16 protein-coding genes are annotated in these 17,250 nt (G+C 40.1%); 3 read left to right on the top strand and 13 right to left on the bottom strand.

All coding sequences use genetic code 11. The annotated features are described in order from the left end of the window. Positions 1–3: 3 nt before the first annotated feature. From lpxA to rpsB, 13 genes are all read right to left on the bottom strand, one after another. Complete coding sequence (lpxA, locus tag FNT16_RS14610) at positions 4–774, bottom strand: acyl-ACP--UDP-N-acetylglucosamine O-acyltransferase (RefSeq protein WP_143872269.1); 771 nt, start codon at positions 772–774, stop codon at positions 4–6. Between the two features lies 1 nt (position 775). Further along, positions 776–1,243: a 3-hydroxyacyl-ACP dehydratase FabZ gene (gene fabZ, locus FNT16_RS14605; RefSeq protein WP_143872268.1), complete on the bottom strand. Its 468-nt coding sequence runs from the start codon at positions 1,241–1,243 to the stop codon at positions 776–778. A gap of 81 nt (positions 1,244–1,324) precedes the next feature. Next, positions 1,325–2,350 (bottom strand): UDP-3-O-(3-hydroxymyristoyl)glucosamine N-acyltransferase, encoded by a 1,026-nt coding sequence (gene lpxD / locus FNT16_RS14600; RefSeq protein ID WP_143872267.1) that lies wholly within the window; start codon positions 2,348–2,350, stop codon positions 1,325–1,327. Continuing rightward, entirely contained in the window at positions 2,350–2,868 is a 519-nt protein-coding gene (locus tag FNT16_RS14595; protein WP_143872266.1) for an OmpH/Skp family outer membrane protein, read from the bottom strand. The genes lpxD and FNT16_RS14595 overlap by 1 nt, the downstream gene beginning before the upstream one ends. Positions 2,869–2,885: 17 nt before the next feature. Then, positions 2,886–5,387, bottom strand: a complete 2,502-nt coding sequence (bamA, locus tag FNT16_RS14590) for an outer membrane protein assembly factor BamA (protein ID WP_143872265.1) — start codon at positions 5,385–5,387, stop codon at positions 2,886–2,888. A 21-nt stretch (positions 5,388–5,408) separates the two neighbouring features. Further along, positions 5,409–6,758, bottom strand: coding sequence for a sigma E protease regulator RseP (gene rseP, locus FNT16_RS14585; RefSeq protein ID WP_143872264.1), 1,350 nt, complete (start codon positions 6,756–6,758; stop codon positions 5,409–5,411). Beyond that, complete coding sequence (ispC, locus tag FNT16_RS14580; protein WP_143872263.1) at positions 6,758–7,942, bottom strand: 1-deoxy-D-xylulose-5-phosphate reductoisomerase; 1,185 nt, start codon at positions 7,940–7,942, stop codon at positions 6,758–6,760. The genes rseP and ispC overlap by 1 nt, the downstream gene beginning before the upstream one ends. After that, complete coding sequence (locus FNT16_RS14575) at positions 7,943–8,842, bottom strand: phosphatidate cytidylyltransferase (RefSeq protein ID WP_143872262.1); 900 nt, start codon at positions 8,840–8,842, stop codon at positions 7,943–7,945. Beyond that, positions 8,826–9,572: a polyprenyl diphosphate synthase gene (gene uppS / locus FNT16_RS14570; protein ID WP_143872261.1), complete on the bottom strand. Its 747-nt coding sequence runs from the start codon at positions 9,570–9,572 to the stop codon at positions 8,826–8,828. Before uppS ends, FNT16_RS14575 begins: the two co-directional genes overlap by 17 nt. A gap of 32 nt (positions 9,573–9,604) precedes the next feature. Continuing rightward, positions 9,605–10,162, bottom strand: coding sequence for a ribosome recycling factor (gene frr / locus FNT16_RS14565; protein ID WP_143872260.1), 558 nt, complete (start codon positions 10,160–10,162; stop codon positions 9,605–9,607). A 17-nt stretch (positions 10,163–10,179) separates the two neighbouring features. Beyond that, positions 10,180–10,926 carry a UMP kinase gene (pyrH, locus tag FNT16_RS14560; protein WP_185976607.1) on the bottom strand — a complete coding sequence of 249 codons (747 nt, stop codon included), beginning with the start codon at positions 10,924–10,926 and terminating at the stop codon, positions 10,180–10,182. Positions 10,927–10,983: 57 nt separating this feature from the next. Further along, positions 10,984–11,835 (bottom strand): translation elongation factor Ts, encoded by an 852-nt coding sequence (gene tsf / locus FNT16_RS14555; RefSeq protein WP_143872258.1) that lies wholly within the window; start codon positions 11,833–11,835, stop codon positions 10,984–10,986. An 89-nt stretch (positions 11,836–11,924) separates the two neighbouring features. Then, positions 11,925–12,653, bottom strand: coding sequence for a 30S ribosomal protein S2 (gene rpsB, locus FNT16_RS14550; protein WP_143872257.1), 729 nt, complete (start codon positions 12,651–12,653; stop codon positions 11,925–11,927). Between the two features lie 217 nt (positions 12,654–12,870). Between rpsB and map the strand changes: the two genes are divergently transcribed. The 3 genes from map to dapD are packed head-to-tail and all read left to right on the top strand — an operon-like array spanning position 12,871 to position 17,160. Continuing rightward, the gene (map, locus tag FNT16_RS14545) at positions 12,871–13,689 is read left to right on the top strand and encodes a type I methionyl aminopeptidase (RefSeq protein ID WP_143872256.1); all 819 of its coding nucleotides are present in this window, start codon (positions 12,871–12,873) and stop codon (positions 13,687–13,689) included. Positions 13,690–13,701: 12 nt separating this feature from the next. Then, positions 13,702–16,332, top strand: coding sequence for a [protein-PII] uridylyltransferase (gene glnD, locus FNT16_RS14540; RefSeq protein ID WP_143872255.1), 2,631 nt, complete (start codon positions 13,702–13,704; stop codon positions 16,330–16,332). Positions 16,333–16,335: 3 nt separating this feature from the next. After that, positions 16,336–17,160, top strand: a complete 825-nt coding sequence (gene dapD / locus FNT16_RS14535) for a 2,3,4,5-tetrahydropyridine-2,6-dicarboxylate N-succinyltransferase (RefSeq protein WP_143872254.1) — start codon at positions 16,336–16,338, stop codon at positions 17,158–17,160. The last annotated feature ends 90 nt before the right edge of the window (positions 17,161–17,250 follow it).

Below are 17,250 nucleotides of genomic sequence, written 5' to 3'. Positions count from 1 at the left end.
AACCTAACGAATAATGCCTCTGTCTGAATTATTTAAGAAGTCAACGATCAGCTGAACGGCTTTTTCTTGTTTTGCGAGTTCAGCCAGTTGAATTTTTGCATCCGCCAGCGTTAAACCATTGCGGTAAATGATTTTATAAGCTTTCTTGAGTGCTGAGATACTATCAGCAGTATAGCCTTTGCGTTTTAAACCTTCGGTATTCATACCATGTGGAACTGCATTTTGCCCAGCAGCCATTAAATACGGTATAACATCTTTAACGACGACTGAACCAACACCACAAAAAGAGAAGCTGCCAATTTTACAAAATTGATGAACGCCAGTAAAACCACCTAATATAGAGAAATCACCTACTTGAACATGGCCTGCAAGTGTCGCGTTATTGGCTAAAATATTATTGTTTCCAACAATACAATCATGTGCTACATGAACATAAGCCATCAGCAAGTTACCACTGCCAATTCTAGTCAGGCTATTATCTTGGACTGTACCGCGATGTATTGTAACTGACTCTCTTATTACGTTGTTGTCACCAATTTCCAGTCGAGTTGGCTCACCTTTGTATTTTTTGTCTTGGCACTCTTCACCAATTGATGCAAATTGAAATATTTTATTATTCGCACCAATTTTAGTCGGCCCTTTCACAACAACATGTGAACCAATAACACATCCTTCGCCAATTTCTACATCCGCACCTATCCAACACCAAGGCCCTATCTCAACACCTGACGCAATTTTGGCTGATGGATCTATAATTGCCGTTTGATGAATCACGTTACATTACTCTCCTAGCACACATAATATCTGCGGCACACACAATCTTGCCGGCGACCTCAGCATGACAATCGAATTTCCAAATGCCTTTTCGTTCTTTTACAAACTTCGCATGCAAATGTAACTGGTCGCCTGGCGTGACAGGCTGCTTAAACCGAACATTATCAATACCGGCCAATAAGTATAATTCTTCCTGTGAAGGATCCTTATCCGTATCTGCTTGCATAGATTTAAAGCCTAAAACACCCGTTGCTTGAGCTAATGCTTCTACAATCAAAACACCCGGGAAAATAGGTTTATCAGGGAAATGTCCAGTAAAAATAGGCTCATTTACTGTTACATTTTTATAACCGTGTAAATAATCTAAAGGTTTATAATCAATAACTCTATCAATTAATAAAAATGGATATCTATGTGGCAATAAAGTAAAGATTTCCTGAATATCTATCGCGTTTAATTCGGTTGTCAAAACGAGTCTTCCTGTTTAATCATTGTTCTAGTGTCGGCATTATATATGGCATTGTGTATATATGCATGTTTAAAAGCCATCTTATTTTAAAGATTTAAGTTGGCCTTCTAACATTTTCACTTTGTCATACAAAGACTCAATTTTTCTCAATCGAGCTGTATTTTTGCGCCACTCTTTATTGTTTACAGCTGGCATGCCCGACGAATAAACACCGGCGTCTTTAAAAGATTGAGTGACCATACTGGTACCGGTAAAGTGTACGTCATCCCCAATCTCTATATGCCCGTTAACTGCAACACAACCGGCAAAGGTACAGCGCTTGCCAATTTTAGTGCTTCCAGCAATTGCAGTTCGTGCGGCTAATGCTGAGTTTTCACCTATTTCAACATTGTGTGCAATGTGTATTTGGTTATCTAGTTTGACGCCATTATGAATAATGGTATCGTGCAATGCACCACGATCAATACTGGTATTTGCGCCAATTTCAACGTGATTACCAATCGTAACACCACCAACCTGTGGTATCTTTATCCAATTGCCTTGGTCATTTGCAAAGCCGAAACCATCTGAACCAATCACGGCGTTGGCATGAATAATACAATTTTCGCCGATTTTAACATTGTGATAAATCACTGCGTTTGGATATATTTTACTGCCAGCACCCAGCACGGAATTTTGACCAATAAAGACACCGGGTCCGATTTGACAACCTTTCTCAATAACAGCATTGGCGCTAATTACTGCATGCGCTCCAATATAAGCATCAGGTGAAACCACTGCGCTAGCATCTATCTGTGCACTGGGATGGGTCGTACTCGCAACCGCGGGTGTTGAATCTAATATCTGCGCAACCTTAGCATAGGTTAAATATGGGTTGTCAGAAATCAGCTTGTTACCAGCAAACAAGGCTTGATCTTCAGCTTTTAAAATCACCAGACCTGCTTGGCACTTGGCCAGTCCTGCAGCATAATTTTTGTCGTTAAAAAACGTGACTTGATTAGGCTGTGCATCATCAATACTCGCAGTTGAGCTGATAACTTCATTTTTATTGCCGATCAACTCGGCTGAAACTTGTTCAGCCAGTTCAGCGATAGTGAACGCCGTCATTATTTCATTTTGCTCACAGCTTCAACAACTTTCTGTGACAGGTTGTCACTTTCGTTACCTAAATATACAACAGCCGTATTTTGTAAAATCAGGTCATATTTTTCACTTGCACCAATTTTGTCCACTGACTGCTTAATCATACTTAATAAACGATTTTGCTCTTCAGCTTTACGACGACGTAAATCATTATCAAGTGGTTTTGCTTTTTCTTGATATTCTGCACCTAAGGTGCGGATTTTGTCGTCTAATTCTTGTTTTTGCGCTTCGCTTAATGTTGCCGCTTCGCGTTGCTTTTTATCCATGTAATATTTGATATCTGTTTGCAAGCGCTGAATTTCTTCAATTCGGTCTTTAAACTCAGCATTAATGCTTGATTCAATTGCAGCAGCTTGTGGCAATTGCTGAAAAACCGCTTGTACATCAATTACACCGATTTTTTGTGCCGCATTTGCCTGCATGCAAAACATACCTGAAGCTAGAGTTAGTAGTAGTGCTGCGGCCTTATTATATTTTGTCATCTTAGTACTCCTCAAAGTTAGAATGTCTGGCCAATGTTAAAACTGAAAAATTTGGTATCGTCGTCGTCAAACTTCTTAAGTGGTTTAGCGAAGCTGAATACGATAGGCCCCATAGGCGATATCCATTGAATAGACATACCTGCTGATGCACGATAACGTGTTGCATCAGAATAGTCATCTAATTTTTCTAATTCAGTTCTGGATAAGTTGCTATAACGATCTAAATCAAATTCGGTATCCCATACATTACCAATGTCCATAAATAAACTTGGACGAACTGAGTTTGATTGCTCTTCGGTAAATGGGATTGGGAAAATTAATTCTAAAGTCGCTAAAGCCTGAGCATTACCACCGTTTGATATAGCAGCACTGCCGTTTCGTGTATATTTTTGAATAATGTCATTTTCTGGACCCAATAATATACTGCCTGTTTCGCCTGTTATATCGGGTACGCCAGCTTTCTCTTGTGTTGTACGATAAAACAGTTTTGGGCCCACTACGTTATTTTCAAAACCACGCATTGTCGATGAACCACCTGCTCGGAACATCTCCCAAATTGGCAATACATGATCATGAATACCTGTTGAACCATAGCCATTTGCATAACCAAAAGATGCTTTGGTCATGAAAACCCAACGCTGGTCACGTGAAAGTGGGAAATAATGACGATCTTCGGCTGTAAATTTAAAGAACTGTGAATCAGAACCTGGGATCGCAACTTTAAAACCAACTGATTGACTAGAACCCGCTGAAGGGAACAAACCTCTGTTTAAGGTAGATTGTAACCAGTTGATATTAAATTCGTAATTATCGAACACCAACTGATTTTGTTTATTATCAGAGTCGGTATAAATTGAGTAGAAATTACGCATCTGCTCGGATGGCTGTGAAATATTCGACATTTCATTGTGCAAATATCCTATTCCATAACTGATCCGACTGATTTCATTAAGCGGATAACCTAAAGTTAAACGTGACGATATGCGCTCTAACTCATAGTCTTCTGAGTTAGAAAAACTGTTACCATAATTCAGTTCACTGTAACTTAACGAGCCCCCTAAACTGACCCCATCTACCGTAAAGTAAGGGTCGGTGTAACTGAAACTAATTTGTTTGGAATAACTATAAGTATTTACGTTGACACCAACACTGTTACCTGTGCCAAGGAAGTTTTCTTGTTGGACACCCAATTGTAAACTTAAACCGGTTAAATCGCCGTAACCGACACCTGCGGTGAATGATCCGGACGGACGCTCTTTAACCGTGAAAACCACATCGACCAAATCACTTTCACCCGGTATTTTAATGGTTTCAAATTCAATCTGTTCCACATACGGCAAACGTGCAATCCGCGCTTTCGAGGCTTCTAAAGAGCGGTTGGATAACCAACTACCTTCAAACTGGCGCAACTCACGCCTCAAAACCTCGTCGTCAGTAATTGAATTACCAACAAAATCAATTCTTCTTACGTTAATACGATTACCCGGCGTTACAGACATAGTTAATGAAACTTCTTTGTTTTCATCATCAATATCTGGAATGGTTTTTACTTCAGGGTAAGCATAACCAAAAGCACCTAGGTAATTGGTAATCGTTTCTTCACTATAAGTGATTGCCGCTGCATTGTAATAACTACCTTCACGAATAGGCACCATGGCTTGAATTGCTCTATCTAAGCCGACCATATCACCAATAAAGTTAACTTCTTTAATTTTATACTTTTCACCCTCTTTTACGTTTAGAGTAACGTAAACTTGTTCTTTATCGGGCGTTAAAGATACTTGAGTGGTATCCACAGCAAAGCGCACATAGCCCTGATCTTTGTAGAAAGATTCTAGCTTTTCAATATCGCCTGAGAAGGTTTGCTTTTGATACCTATCATTGGCCAGAAATTGCCACCACGGCAAATCGTATTTTGATTCAAATAAACTCAGTAGCTTTTCATCAGAATATAATTCATTACCAACAATATTAATTTGTTTAACTTTAGCGGCTTTGCCTTCACTAAACTCAAACGTTAACTTGACTCGGTTACGTGGCAGATGGCTTATCTTTGCACTCACTGACGCATTATATTTACCGATACTTTGATAAAAATCCTCCAAGCCCTTTTCCAGTAGAGTCAAGGTGGTTTTATCTAAAGGTTCGCCAATACGAATGTTTTGATCTTGCAAGTTTTCTTGCAACTGCTCTTCTTTAACATCTTTGTTACCATCAAATTCTATTTCTGCGATGGTCGGACGCTCAGATACTTTGATTATTAAAGCACCTCCTTCACGATACGCTTCAATATTATCAAAGTGGCCCGATGCATAAAGAGACTTAATTGTTTGAGTTAACCTAAAGTCATTTAGTTTATCGCCGATTTGTACCGGTATATAAGTCAACGAAGCACCTAATGCTACACGTTGTAAACCATTTACCTGAATGTCTTCGATGATAAATTCTTGGATAGCAAAAGCTTTACCTGAAAATACCAAAGCGACAGCAGACGCTATAATTGATTTTTTTATTGTCATTCGAAAACTCAAGTTTATATCTTACCAACGAGATAAATCGTTTAAAATGGCTACGCTCATCATACAAAAAATGATGACAGCCCCAATTCTGAAACCTATCTCCTGTACCCGCTCTGGCACTGGCTTACCACTTACAAACTCTATAAGGTAATAAACTAAGTGGCCACCATCAAGTACTGGAAGCGGTAATAGGTTAATAATCCCCAAATTGACACTGATTAACGCTAAAAAGCTTAAAAAGTATACAACACCAAGCCCTGCAGATTGCCCTGCTCCCTGTGCAATAGAAATAGGTCCGCTTAATGACTTGTATGATACATCCCCTGTTAATAGCTTCTCTATCATCGAAAAGCTCAAAGTGATTAATCGCCATGTTTTTTGTGTCGCTTCAACTAATCCATCTAATATGCCAAATTGCATATGAAAACGATAGGCTTGCGGCCATTCAGCCAAAGTTGGAGCAACACCTAAATAACCTTCTTGCTGGTTATTGCGTTCTCTGACGCCTATTGTGACGGAAAGTTCCAATGGTACGCCATTGCGCTCAATCTCCAGATTAACCGTTTGACCCGGGTTTTCACGGATCCAGGATGACATTTCCTGCCAATCAAAGGCGCGCCCCTGATTATAAGACAAAATTTTATCGCCTTTTTGCAAACCTGCGCTTGCCGCTGGGCTCTGTTCTGCTACATGCGCCAATTCAGGTAAAATTTCAGGTCTAAAAGGCACGATCCCCAATTCAGAAATCAAATTGCCTTTCTCAGGATCGACCGTCCAGTCTTTTAGGTCGATAGTATAGTTTTTTTGATATGATTGATTCTGAGGTAGGACTGCCAATTGCAAAGAAGACTCGCCAAGCGCATCCATTAGTTCAATATTCACCTGCTGCCAGGTTGTGACTGGATGACCATTAATCGAGACTATTTCAGCTTCGTTATGTAAACCTGCTTGCGCAGCTGGCGATTGTGCAACCGTTTCTTTTATTACCGGGCGAACTTCCGGCACTCCAATTAGATACATCCCCCACAAAGCAACAATCGCAAATAATAAATTCGCTAATGGACCAGCGGCAACCACTGCAATACGTTGTTGTACCGTTTTATAATTAAATGCTTGCGACTTTTCATGCTCAGGTACGTCGTCTAAACGCGCATCTAACATACGCACATAGCCACCCAATGGGATGGCGGCAATAACAAACTCGGTACCTTCTTTATTCAGCCATTTGTATAATGGCTTACCAAACCCGATCGAAAACTTTAACACCTTTACGCCACACCACCGAGCAACCTTGTAATGCCCGTACTCGTGAATGGTGACTAAGATGCCGATTGCAATAATGAAGGAAAAAATATTCCACAATGCACCCATTAACTTAAACCCTCGGTTGCTAAAACGCGTGCATACTGATCAATTTGCAAAATACTGTCAATATCAGAAACTGCGGAAGGCTGATATTTTTCAAGTATTTTCGCATTTAATTCTGCAATAGCCGTAAACTGAATTTGCTTTCGTAAAAATGCTGCGACGTGCACTTCGTTCGCAGCGCTTAAAACGGTCGTTGCTTCCTGACCGTAAGCAAATGCTTCACTGGCTAATTTCAAATTTGGAAACCTTTGATAATCTGGTGCGGTAAACTCAAAAGCAGGTCCGTTAATAAAATCATAATGGGCACTACCCGAATGAATTCGTTGAGGAAAGCCTAAACAATGCGCTATGGGCGTTTTCATATCAGGCGCACCCAATTGAGCTAAGATCGACCCGTCGCAGTACCTTACCATAGAATGTATAACCGACTGGGGGTGTATTAATACTTCAATAAAGTCAGGTTGTACCCCAAAAAGCCAACAAGCTTCTATTAACTCCAAACCTTTATTCATCATTGTCGCCGAATCAACAGAAATTTTTTGTCCCATTGACCAGTTTGGATGGTTACATGCTTGCTCTGGTGTTTTTTCGGTGAGTTCGACTAATGGCGTTTTTAAAAACGGACCACCGGAGCCTGTTAAAATTAAAGCGTCAACACCATAGTCTCGAATATTTTTGTGTAAATAGCCTTGCTGATAATCAAGAGGCAGACTTTGATAGATAGCATTATGCTCGCTGTCTACAGGCAGCAATTCAGCACCGTGCGCTTTAACTTGATCAAGAAAGATTTGACCCGACATCACCAAAGCTTCTTTGTTTGCCAATAAGATTTTTTTACCCGCTTGGGCGGCCGCTAAAGTAGACGATAACCCTGCCGCTCCAACGATGGCGGCGACCAATGTATGTGTTTTATCGTCGCTCGCCAAGACACACATATTATCGGAGCCCGTTAACACTTCGGTATCTAATTGAAGGGGTTTTAACTTTGCTTGCAATAAACTCGCAGCTTGAGGATCAACCATCAGCGCAAACTCTGGTTTAAACTCAATGCATTGCTCTAGCATTAAATCTACATTTGTATTTGCTGCTAAAGCAAAGACAGATAATTTTCCAGGGTTATTACGAACAACCTCTAACGTGCTTAAGCCTATAGAGCCTGTAGAACCTAAAATAGTGAGTGAATTCATTTAAAATGCATAGAAAAATAAACAACTAAAAACGGGTAGCGCAGCAGTTAAACTATCAACTCTGTCTAAAATACCGCCATGCCCAGGTAATATAGTGCCACTGTCTTTTATTCCAGCCTGACGTTTTAACATGCTCTCTAACAAATCTCCTAATACAGAGCTAAAGACCACAGCTAATGAAACCAAAACAACATGTAAGCCATTGTGACCGATAAATAAAGGCGTCTGTAATACTAAAAATATCAGTGTTGAACTAGCAACAACACCGCCAAACATACCTTCAATGGTTTTACCCGGACTAACGTTTGGCATTAATTTACGTTTACCAAATGCTTTGCCAGCGAAATAAGCACCGATATCCGCCGCCCAAACTAATGCCATTACATATAACAGTAACCAAGCACCATATTGGCTATCATTGTGATATTCGTAGCCTCGAATTAGGTTGATCGCTAACCATGTAGGCAACAAGGTTAATAAACCGAATCCACCTTTGACCCAACGTTCGCTTCGCCAATGTCGTGCTGATTTTGGATAACTCAAGACTAAAACTAGGGCTATAAGCCACCAAATCAGCGCTATCCATAAAGCGGCTTCAATCGCCTGATGATACAAATCAAATTTACCGCTGGTAACTAATCCGGTTGAATAGGCAAACGCAAACATTGAACCTAACAGTACAACCATTAAGCCAATTCTGCGCCTTTTATTGCAAAAACCGATAAAAGGCCCCCACTCCCACGCCCCAATAGATAATACAATGGCGGTAAAAACGGCAAACCAAGTTAAATTTAATTCAAAGATGGCAACCAATGCCAAAGGAAGAAGAATCAATGCAGTCAATATACGTTTTTTTAATGTACTCGACTTTTCTACCTTATTATTATTCAGTGCTTTCAACCTGATCTCCTGTCAGCCCGAAACGTCTTTGACGGTTTGCAAAACAATGCACAGCTTTTGCAAAACTTTCTTCTCTAAAATCCGGCCAAAGCTCGTGCGTAAAATAAAACTCCGCGTATGCGGCTTGCCATAATAAAAAATTACTGATGCGCTGTTCGCCACCGGTTCTAATGATTAAATCCAAAGGCGCGAATTCAGATAGACTGATGAACTTATCTATGTCTTTTTCATCAATAAAATTTTTACCAGATTGCTGTAAATATTGATTAACGGATTGTGCGATATCCCAACGCCCACCATAATTCGCTGCGACAGAAAGTACCAGTCCATCATTGTCGGCAGTTAATGCTTGAGACTCTGCAATCTTTTTTTGTAAACGTTCATTAAAACGAGATAAGTCACCTATCACCTTCAGACGAACATTGTTCTTATGCAAACGCTTAACTTCTTTTGTTAAGACATACATAAACAATTCCATTAAAACTGAAACTTCCTGCTCGGGTCGTTTCCAGTTCTCGCTGCTAAAAGCAAAAAGTGTCAATACTTCAATATGATGCTGTTGAGCAAAGCGTACTGCAGTACGAACTGACTCTACTCCAGCTTTGTGACCAAATGTGCGAGGCTTGCCCTGTTGCTTAGCCCAACGTCCGTTGCCATCCATAATGATACCAACATGTTTAGGAAACGCCTCAGGGTGTATTTTTTTTATCGTATCTAAAACTGTAGTCATGTATAACCAAGGCGCCTCCGAGGAGGCGTTAATTAAATTTCCATTAATTCTTTTTCTTTGGCAGCTAATATGGTGTCAACTTCTTTAATGTTCTCGTTGGTCACCTTCTGAATATCATCTTCTGCTTTTTTAGCTTCATCTTCACTGATGTCTTTATCTTTTAATAAGCCTTTGATATCAGAATTTGCATCGCGGCGAATATTGCGGATTGCAACACGACCACCTTCAGCTTCTGCACGCACAATTTTAACGAGATCTTTACGACGCTCTTCAGTTAATGGTGGTAATGGAATTCGAATCATAGTGCCAGCTGATGAAGGGTTAAGACCCAGATCTGACATCATAATGGCTTTTTCTACAGGTTGAATTAATGACTTATCAAAGACACTTAACGCTAATGTACGAGAATCTTCAACTGTCACGTTAGCAACCTGATTGAGCGGTGTATCAACGCCATAATAAGGAACAACAATTGTGTCCAATAGACTTGGATGTGCTCGGCCTGTTCTAATTTTTGCTAATTGGCTTTTTAAAGCCTCTAAGCTTTTACCCATACGCTCGCCAGCGTCTTTAATTATATCGTTTATCATGGTTTCAATTCCTATTTTTATAAACTGGGTGGATTTAAATTTTCAGCGTGATCTATCAGCGTGCCTTCTTCTTCGCCCATGATAACATTTTTTAACGCACCTGCTTTATTCATGTTAAATACACGAATTGGTAAACTGTGATCGCGCGCAAGTGTAAATGCAGCTAAGTCCATCACTTTTAGTTCTTTTTCAAGCACTTCTTGATAAGTCAATTTATCAAGTAATACTGCATCTGGATTGGTTACAGGATCATCTGAAAATACGCCATCTACTTTAGTTGCTTTTAAAACTGCATCAGCTTCTATTTCAATACCACGTAAACAAGCCGCAGAATCCGTTGTAAAAAATGGGTTCCCCGTCCCGGCAGCAAATATGACGACTTTACCCGCTTTTAACAAACTAATCGCTTCAGCCCAATTATAGGTATCACATACACCTGTTAATTCGATGGCTGACATTAGACGCGCATTCACATAGGCACGGTGCAGCGCATCACGCATTGCTAAGCCGTTCATGGTTGTTGCCAACATACCCATGTGATCGCCGACTACTCGATTCATTCCCGCTTTAGCTAAGCCAGAACCTCTAAATAAGTTTCCACCACCTATTACGATGCCAACCTGTACGCCAAGCTCAACCAGCTCTTTGATTTCTTGAGCCATTCTATCTAATACTTTAGGGTCGATGCCAAAGCCTTCATCACCCATTAATGCTTCACCACTTAATTTTAACAGTACACGTCGATATTCAGGTTTAGGATTCATAGCGTTTTCCATTTAATAACAAAAAGAAGCCGCGACAAGCGCGGCTTAATTGGATAATTATTGGCCTTTCGCAGCAGCCATTTGCGCTTCAACTTCAGCAGCAAAATCTTCTTCTTTTTTCTCGATACCTTCGCCAACTTCTAATCGAACGAAAGTAGAAACGCTTACGCCTTTCTCTTTAAGAAAGTCGCCAACAGTTTTCTTTGGTTCCATGATGAATGCTTGACCAGTTAGAGAAACCTCACCAGTAAACTTCTTCATACGACCAATAACCATTTTTTCAGCGATTTCAGCAGGCTTGCCTTCATTCATCGCGATATCGATTTGAATCGCTTTCTCTTTCTCAACTACGTCAGCTGGAACATCTTCAGGGTTGACGTATTCAGGCTTGCTTGCAGCAACGTGCATTGCAATGTGCTTAAGTGTTTCAGCATCACCTTCACCAGCAACTACAACACCAATGCGATCGCCATGCGTATAATGCGCAAGATTTGCACCTTCAACATATTCTACGCGACGAATATTGATGTTTTCACCAATTTTAGTCACTAATGCAACACGAGCTTCTTCAAATTTAGCTTGCAATTCTTCAATTGTTACTTTTGAAGCAATTGCAGCGTCAGCTGCTTCATTTGCAAAAGCCAAGAAATTTTTATCTTTAGCTACGAAATCTGTTTGACAGTTAACTTCTACTAATACAGCGACACCATCATTTTGCTTAATGATAATGGTACCTTCAGCAGCAATGTTACCTGCTTTTTTGGCCGCTTTCGCTTGGCCAGATTTTCGCATATTTTCAATTGCAACTTCGATATCACCATTTGTTTCTACCAAAGCTTTTTTACAATCCATCATGCCAGCGCCAGTGCGCTCACGAAGTTCTTTAACTAGAGCAGCAGTAATTGCCATCTTAATTTATCCTCGTTTATATAATCGCCTTTAATAAACGGGGGCAATCAGCCCCCGTTTAACAGTAAATAGCAGTTGTTACAGCAGAATTATTCAGCTTCTACAAAACCGTCTTTTTCTGCTTGAACTTCTAAATTGCTTTCACGGCCTTCGTTAACCGCATCAGCTGCAGCGTTTAAATATAATTGAATTGCACGGATAGCATCATCATTACCCGGAATTACAAAATCAACACCGTCAGGTCTAGAGTTAGTATCAACAACAGAAATAACTGGGATACCTAAGTTATTTGCTTCTTTGATAGCAATGTGCTCGTGATCAGCATCAATAATAAACAGAGCGTCTGGTAAACCACCCATGTTTTTGATACCGCCTAAGCTCAACTCTAATTTTTCCATTTCGCGAGTTAACATTAAAGCTTCTTTTTTGGTTAACTTGTCGAAAGTACCGTCTTGACTTTGTGTTTCAAGATCTTTTAAACGTTTAATAGACTGACGCACAGTTTTCCAGTTGGTTAGCATGCCACCTAACCAACGGTGGTTTACATAATACTGGTCACATTTTAAAGCGGCTTCTTTAACTGCTTCGCCAGCAGCACGCTTAGTACCAACAAACAAAATTTTACCTTTGCGCTGAGCAACTTTAGATAATTCATTTAAAGCGCTGTTGAATAAAGGTACAGTTTTTTCTAAGTTGATGATGTGAATTTTATTGCGCGCACCAAAAATGTAAGGTTTCATTTTTGGTTCCCAGTAACGGGTTTGGTGACCGAAATGAACACCTGCTTTAAGCATGTCGCGCATAGATACGTTTGGCATAATTTTCCTCATTTAGTTGGGGTTGAGCCTCCACATACACGCTGTGACCGACCAAATTTAATTGGCACCCCGGACAACGTTGCAGTATGTGTGTGTTATTTAGTTAATCAATATAACAATTCATTTGCGAATTGTCGGCGCGCTTTATACCATAGAAGGCCTAAAACGACAATTTATAAATAAGTTTGTCCTTAAAAAACATGTTAGAGGCATCAGCTTGAGTGTAAAAATTAAAACCCCAGAAGAAATTGAAAAAATGCGAGTTGCCGGCAAGATGGCTGCTGAAGTGTTAGAAATGATTGGTCCACATGTCCAAAAAGGCATCACGACGGACGAATTGAATCAAATTTGTCATGATTACATAGTCAATGTGCAGAAGGCATATCCTGCGCCGTTAAATTATCACGGTTTCCCAAAATCAATTTGTACTTCGGTAAACCATGTTGTGTGTCATGGCATTCCCAACGACAAACAACTTAAAGATGGTGACATTATCAATATTGACGTAACCGTCAGGTTTGATGAGGATTCAGCGGATAATATGCACCCTAATGGATATCACGGTGACACCAGTAAAATGTTTTTGGTTGGCGAATCCAGTTTAAAAACCCGATTAGCGGAAAGACTCATGCAAACCACGCAAGAGTGTTTATATATTGGTATTGAAATGGTCAAACCGGGAACACGTTTAGGGGATATCGGTTATGCTATTGCCAAACATGCTGAAGCGGAAGGTTTTTCAGTGGTTAGGGAATATTGTGGCCATGGTATCGGTAGAGAGTTCCATGAAGAGCCGCAAGTATTGCATTATGGCAAACCCGGTACAGGTGAAGTGTTACAAGCGGGTATGTGCCTCACCATTGAACCTATGATTAATGCCGGCAAGCGCAATACCAAAGTCTTAAAAGACGATTGGACGGTCGTCACGCGAGACCGAAGCTTAAGCGCACAATGGGAGCATACTTTACTAGTAACAGAAACAGGCTGTGAAATTTTAACTTTACGCAGTGACGAGACCATTGAGCGTATAAGATAAACGGGACAATTTGTGAGCAATCAACAGTATTACCTTGAGCAGATAAAAAATGTGACTTCTTTAGCCGATATCAGCGAGCTGCGCAAAAAAGTAGACGAATATCACCTTTGGTTACAAGAAGAGTTCACTAACAAGCCTATTGCAAAATTGGTTCTGGGGCGGGCATTTTTTATCGACAATTTGGTACGAAAATTATGGAGAATTCTCGAACTTGATAAAACACAAGAAATCACCTTGGCAGCTGTTGGAGGTTATGGACGAGGCCACCTTAATCTGCACTCAGATATTGATTTGTTGATTTTATCAAAGAATGAAATAGATAAAGATTGCCAGCAGAAAGTCAGCCAACTTATTACGGCGCTTTGGGACTTAGGCCTAGATATTGGACAAAGCGTCAGAACCTTAAAAGAAACAATAACTTTAGGGCAAGAAGACATAACCATTGCGACCAATTTATTGGAAGCTCGCCTACTTGCAGGTGATGAAAAACTCTTTAACGAATTAACTAAAAAAGTGAATTCTAAAGCCTTTTGGCCCAGTGTTAAGTTTTTCAAGGCAAAATCTGAGGAGCAAAATTTAAGACACAAAAAGTTCAATGACACCAGCTATAATTTAGAACCTAACATCAAAGAAAATCCTGGTTGTTTACGCGATATTCAAAACATTGGCTGGATTGCCAAAAAGCACTACAAAGTGTTTGATGGCAACCAACTGGTTAACCATGATTTTATGACCACCGAAGAACTGCGTGAGCTACAAGACTGCCGTGAATTTTTATGGCATATGAGATTTGCTTTACACATGGTTGCCGGTCGCAGCGAAAATCGCTTGTTATTCGAACATCAACCTGCGGTTGCTAATTTATTAGGTTACGGAGATGACAAAGCAGCGGTTGAAACTATGATGAAACGCTTCTTTGTCATCGTGCGGCGCGTTGGTGAGTTAAATCAGGTTTTGTTGCAATACTTTGCAGATGAGTTTGTCACCCGCTTTCGTCCATGGAAACGCAAACGCCTCAACACTGATTTTGAAATTACCAACGGCCTGATTAAAGCGCGAAATGAAGACGTATTTGAAACGCCTGCCGGTATTTTAGATATGTTTATGTTGATAACCGAAAATCGTAAAATTGAAGGGTTACACTCGCTGACACTTAGATTACTGAGAAATGCCAGACGCAAATATGAAACACTCGAGTTATGTCAATTAGAAGCATGCCGTGAACGCTTTATCAAGTTGATAAAACATCCAGATTTTTTTGGCGTCAGCTGGAATTTGATGCACAAGCATGGTGTGATGGCTGTATATTGTCACGATTGGGCTCACATTGTGGGTTTAATGCAGTTTGATCTATTTCACAGCTATACAGTTGATGAACATACGCATCGCTTAATACGTAACATATACCGTTACACTCAAAAAGATTATAAAGACGAATTTCCTCGCTGTTCCGCTATCTGTAACAATTATCCAAAAATGGAGCTGTTATATATAGCCGCTATTTATCATGATATTTGTAAAGGCAAAGGTGGCGATCACTCAGAATTAGGTGCCGTCGCAGCTCGTAATTTTTGTAAATTACATAATATTTCTGCAACCGATGCAGACTTAGTCGCGTGGCTCGTGGAAAACCATTTGCTGATGTCTGTTGTAGCGCAGCGTAAAGATATCAACGACCCGCAAGTTATTTATGAATTTTGTGATCGAGTACAAGATGAAACCCATCTAAATCTGCTCTATGCTTTAACGCTGGCGGACATACGTGCAACAAATGCCAATTTATTAAATGATTGGAAAGCGTCTTTACTAAAACAGCTCTACACCGCGACACTCAACGCACTTCGTAGTGGCTTGGAAAAACCGGTTGCAAACGCGTTACAGGAAAAAGAAAAGCGTGACAATGCTTTGGAAATTTTGGTGAATAAAAAGCTAGATCCCAATCAGCTTGTCAAATTGTGGCAAAATATGCCAAGTGAATACTTTTTAAGGTACAATGCGCAGCAAATTGCTTGGCACACTCAAACAATATTAACCAATGGTCATGATAATTTTGCTGTAGCTGTGTCTAATCAAGCACATGTTGGTGGCACAGCGGTATTTGTTTATGTCAAAGACAGAGACTATTTGTTTGCCTCGATCTGCTCTGCGTTAGATCGAAAAAATTTCAATATCCATGATGCCAATATCATGAATACTAAAAATGGTTTTGCACTGGATACCTTGATCGTTTTGGAAGAAGAAGGCAATCAAGCCGGTAAAAAACGCTTTAAAGATATATACGATGCGATAAATGAAGCGGTTGCGCAGCACGGTGAACCCAGCGTACCTAATCGCATCCCAAGGCAAATAAAACAGTTTCATGTACCCACTAAAATCACCTGGGTTGAGCATAAAAACGACAAACGCAGCATGATGGAACTAGAAGCGCTTGATACCCCAGGTTTACTGGTTAAAATTGGCCGAGTATTTTTTGACAACAATATTACGATACATGCAGCTAAAGTCACAACAATTGGTGAACGAGCAGAAGATTTTTTTGTGTTAACAAATAATTCTGGTGAGTCGCTAACTGACGAAGAAAAATCTGAAGTCACGACTCAGTTGGTTGCTGCATTAAAAATTAACCCTTCAAATAAGAGATAAATTATGTCTGATATTAAAAATATTATCGAAACTGCGTTTGAAAATCGCGCGGATATCACTCCCTCCAATGTTGCTGACGATGTTCGTTCAGCAATCGAAGAAGCTATAAACTTACTCGATAGTGGTAAAGCGCGTGTAGCGGAAAAAATCTCAGGTGAATGGGTTGTTCATCAGTGGCTTAAAAAAGCAGTATTATTATCTTTCCGTATTAATGACAACGCACCTATTGATGGCGGTGAAACTCAGTATTACGATAAAGTACCATTAAAATATACCAACTATACAGCTGAGCAATTCAAAGCTGAAGGTGTTCGTGTTGTCCCGCCTGCAACAGTTCGTCGCGGTTCTTGCATTGCAAAGAACACGGTATTAATGCCTTCTTATGTAAACATTGGTGCATTTGTGGATGAAGGCTCAATGGTTGATACATGGGCAACTGTAGGTTCATGCGCACAAATTGGTAAAAATGTTCATTTATCTGGTGGTGTTGGGATCGGTGGTGTTTTAGAGCCATTACAAGCAAACCCAACAATCATTGAAGATAATTGTTTTATCGGCGCACGCTCTGAAATTGTTGAAGGTGTTGTGGTTGAAGAAGGTTCTGTTATCTCGATGGGTGTATACATTGGTCAAAGCACTCGTATTTACGATCGTGAAACTGGAGAGATCCACTACGGACGCGTCCCTGCCGGCTCAGTAGTAGTATCTGGCTCTTTACCTTCTAAATGTGGAAAATACAGCTTATATGCAGCTGTTATCGTGAAAAAAGTTGATGCTAAGACCCTTTCTAAAGTGGGTATCAATGGTTTATTAAGAAGTATTGATTAATCAGTCGTTGTCCGTACAGATTATCTTAGATAAAGCCCTGTTTTTCAGGGCTTTTTAGTTTTATTTCATTTAATATAAAGAAGATATACT

Source organism: Catenovulum sediminis (assembly GCF_007289895.1).
Classification (GTDB): domain Bacteria; phylum Pseudomonadota; class Gammaproteobacteria; order Enterobacterales; family Alteromonadaceae; genus Catenovulum; species Catenovulum sediminis.
Note: the sequence above shows the minus strand (reverse complement) of the source record. Positions and strands in the feature narration are given on the sequence as shown.

Coding starts and splice junctions, on each gene's coding strand:
- rseP (WP_143872264.1), bottom strand. CDS start 6,758: ATGGGTGCATTGTGGAATATTTTTTCCTTCATTATTGCAATCGGCATC.
- rpsB (WP_143872257.1), bottom strand. CDS start 12,653: ATGCCAAACGTATCTATGCGCGACATGCTTAAAGCAGGTGTTCATTTC.
- bamA (WP_143872265.1), bottom strand. CDS start 5,387: ATGACAATAAAAAAATCAATTATAGCGTCTGCTGTCGCTTTGGTATTT.
- lpxD (WP_143872267.1), bottom strand. CDS start 2,350: ATGACGGCGTTCACTATCGCTGAACTGGCTGAACAAGTTTCAGCCGAG.
- ispC (WP_143872263.1), bottom strand. CDS start 7,942: ATGAATTCACTCACTATTTTAGGTTCTACAGGCTCTATAGGCTTAAGC.
- pyrH (WP_185976607.1), bottom strand. CDS start 10,926: ATGAATCCTAAACCTGAATATCGACGTGTACTGTTAAAATTAAGTGGT.
- frr (WP_143872260.1), bottom strand. CDS start 10,162: ATGATAAACGATATAATTAAAGACGCTGGCGAGCGTATGGGTAAAAGC.
- dapD (WP_143872254.1), top strand. CDS start 16,336: ATGTCTGATATTAAAAATATTATCGAAACTGCGTTTGAAAATCGCGCG.
- FNT16_RS14595 (WP_143872266.1), bottom strand. CDS start 2,868: ATGACAAAATATAATAAGGCCGCAGCACTACTACTAACTCTAGCTTCA.
- tsf (WP_143872258.1), bottom strand. CDS start 11,835: ATGGCAATTACTGCTGCTCTAGTTAAAGAACTTCGTGAGCGCACTGGC.
- uppS (WP_143872261.1), bottom strand. CDS start 9,572: ATGACTACAGTTTTAGATACGATAAAAAAAATACACCCTGAGGCGTTT.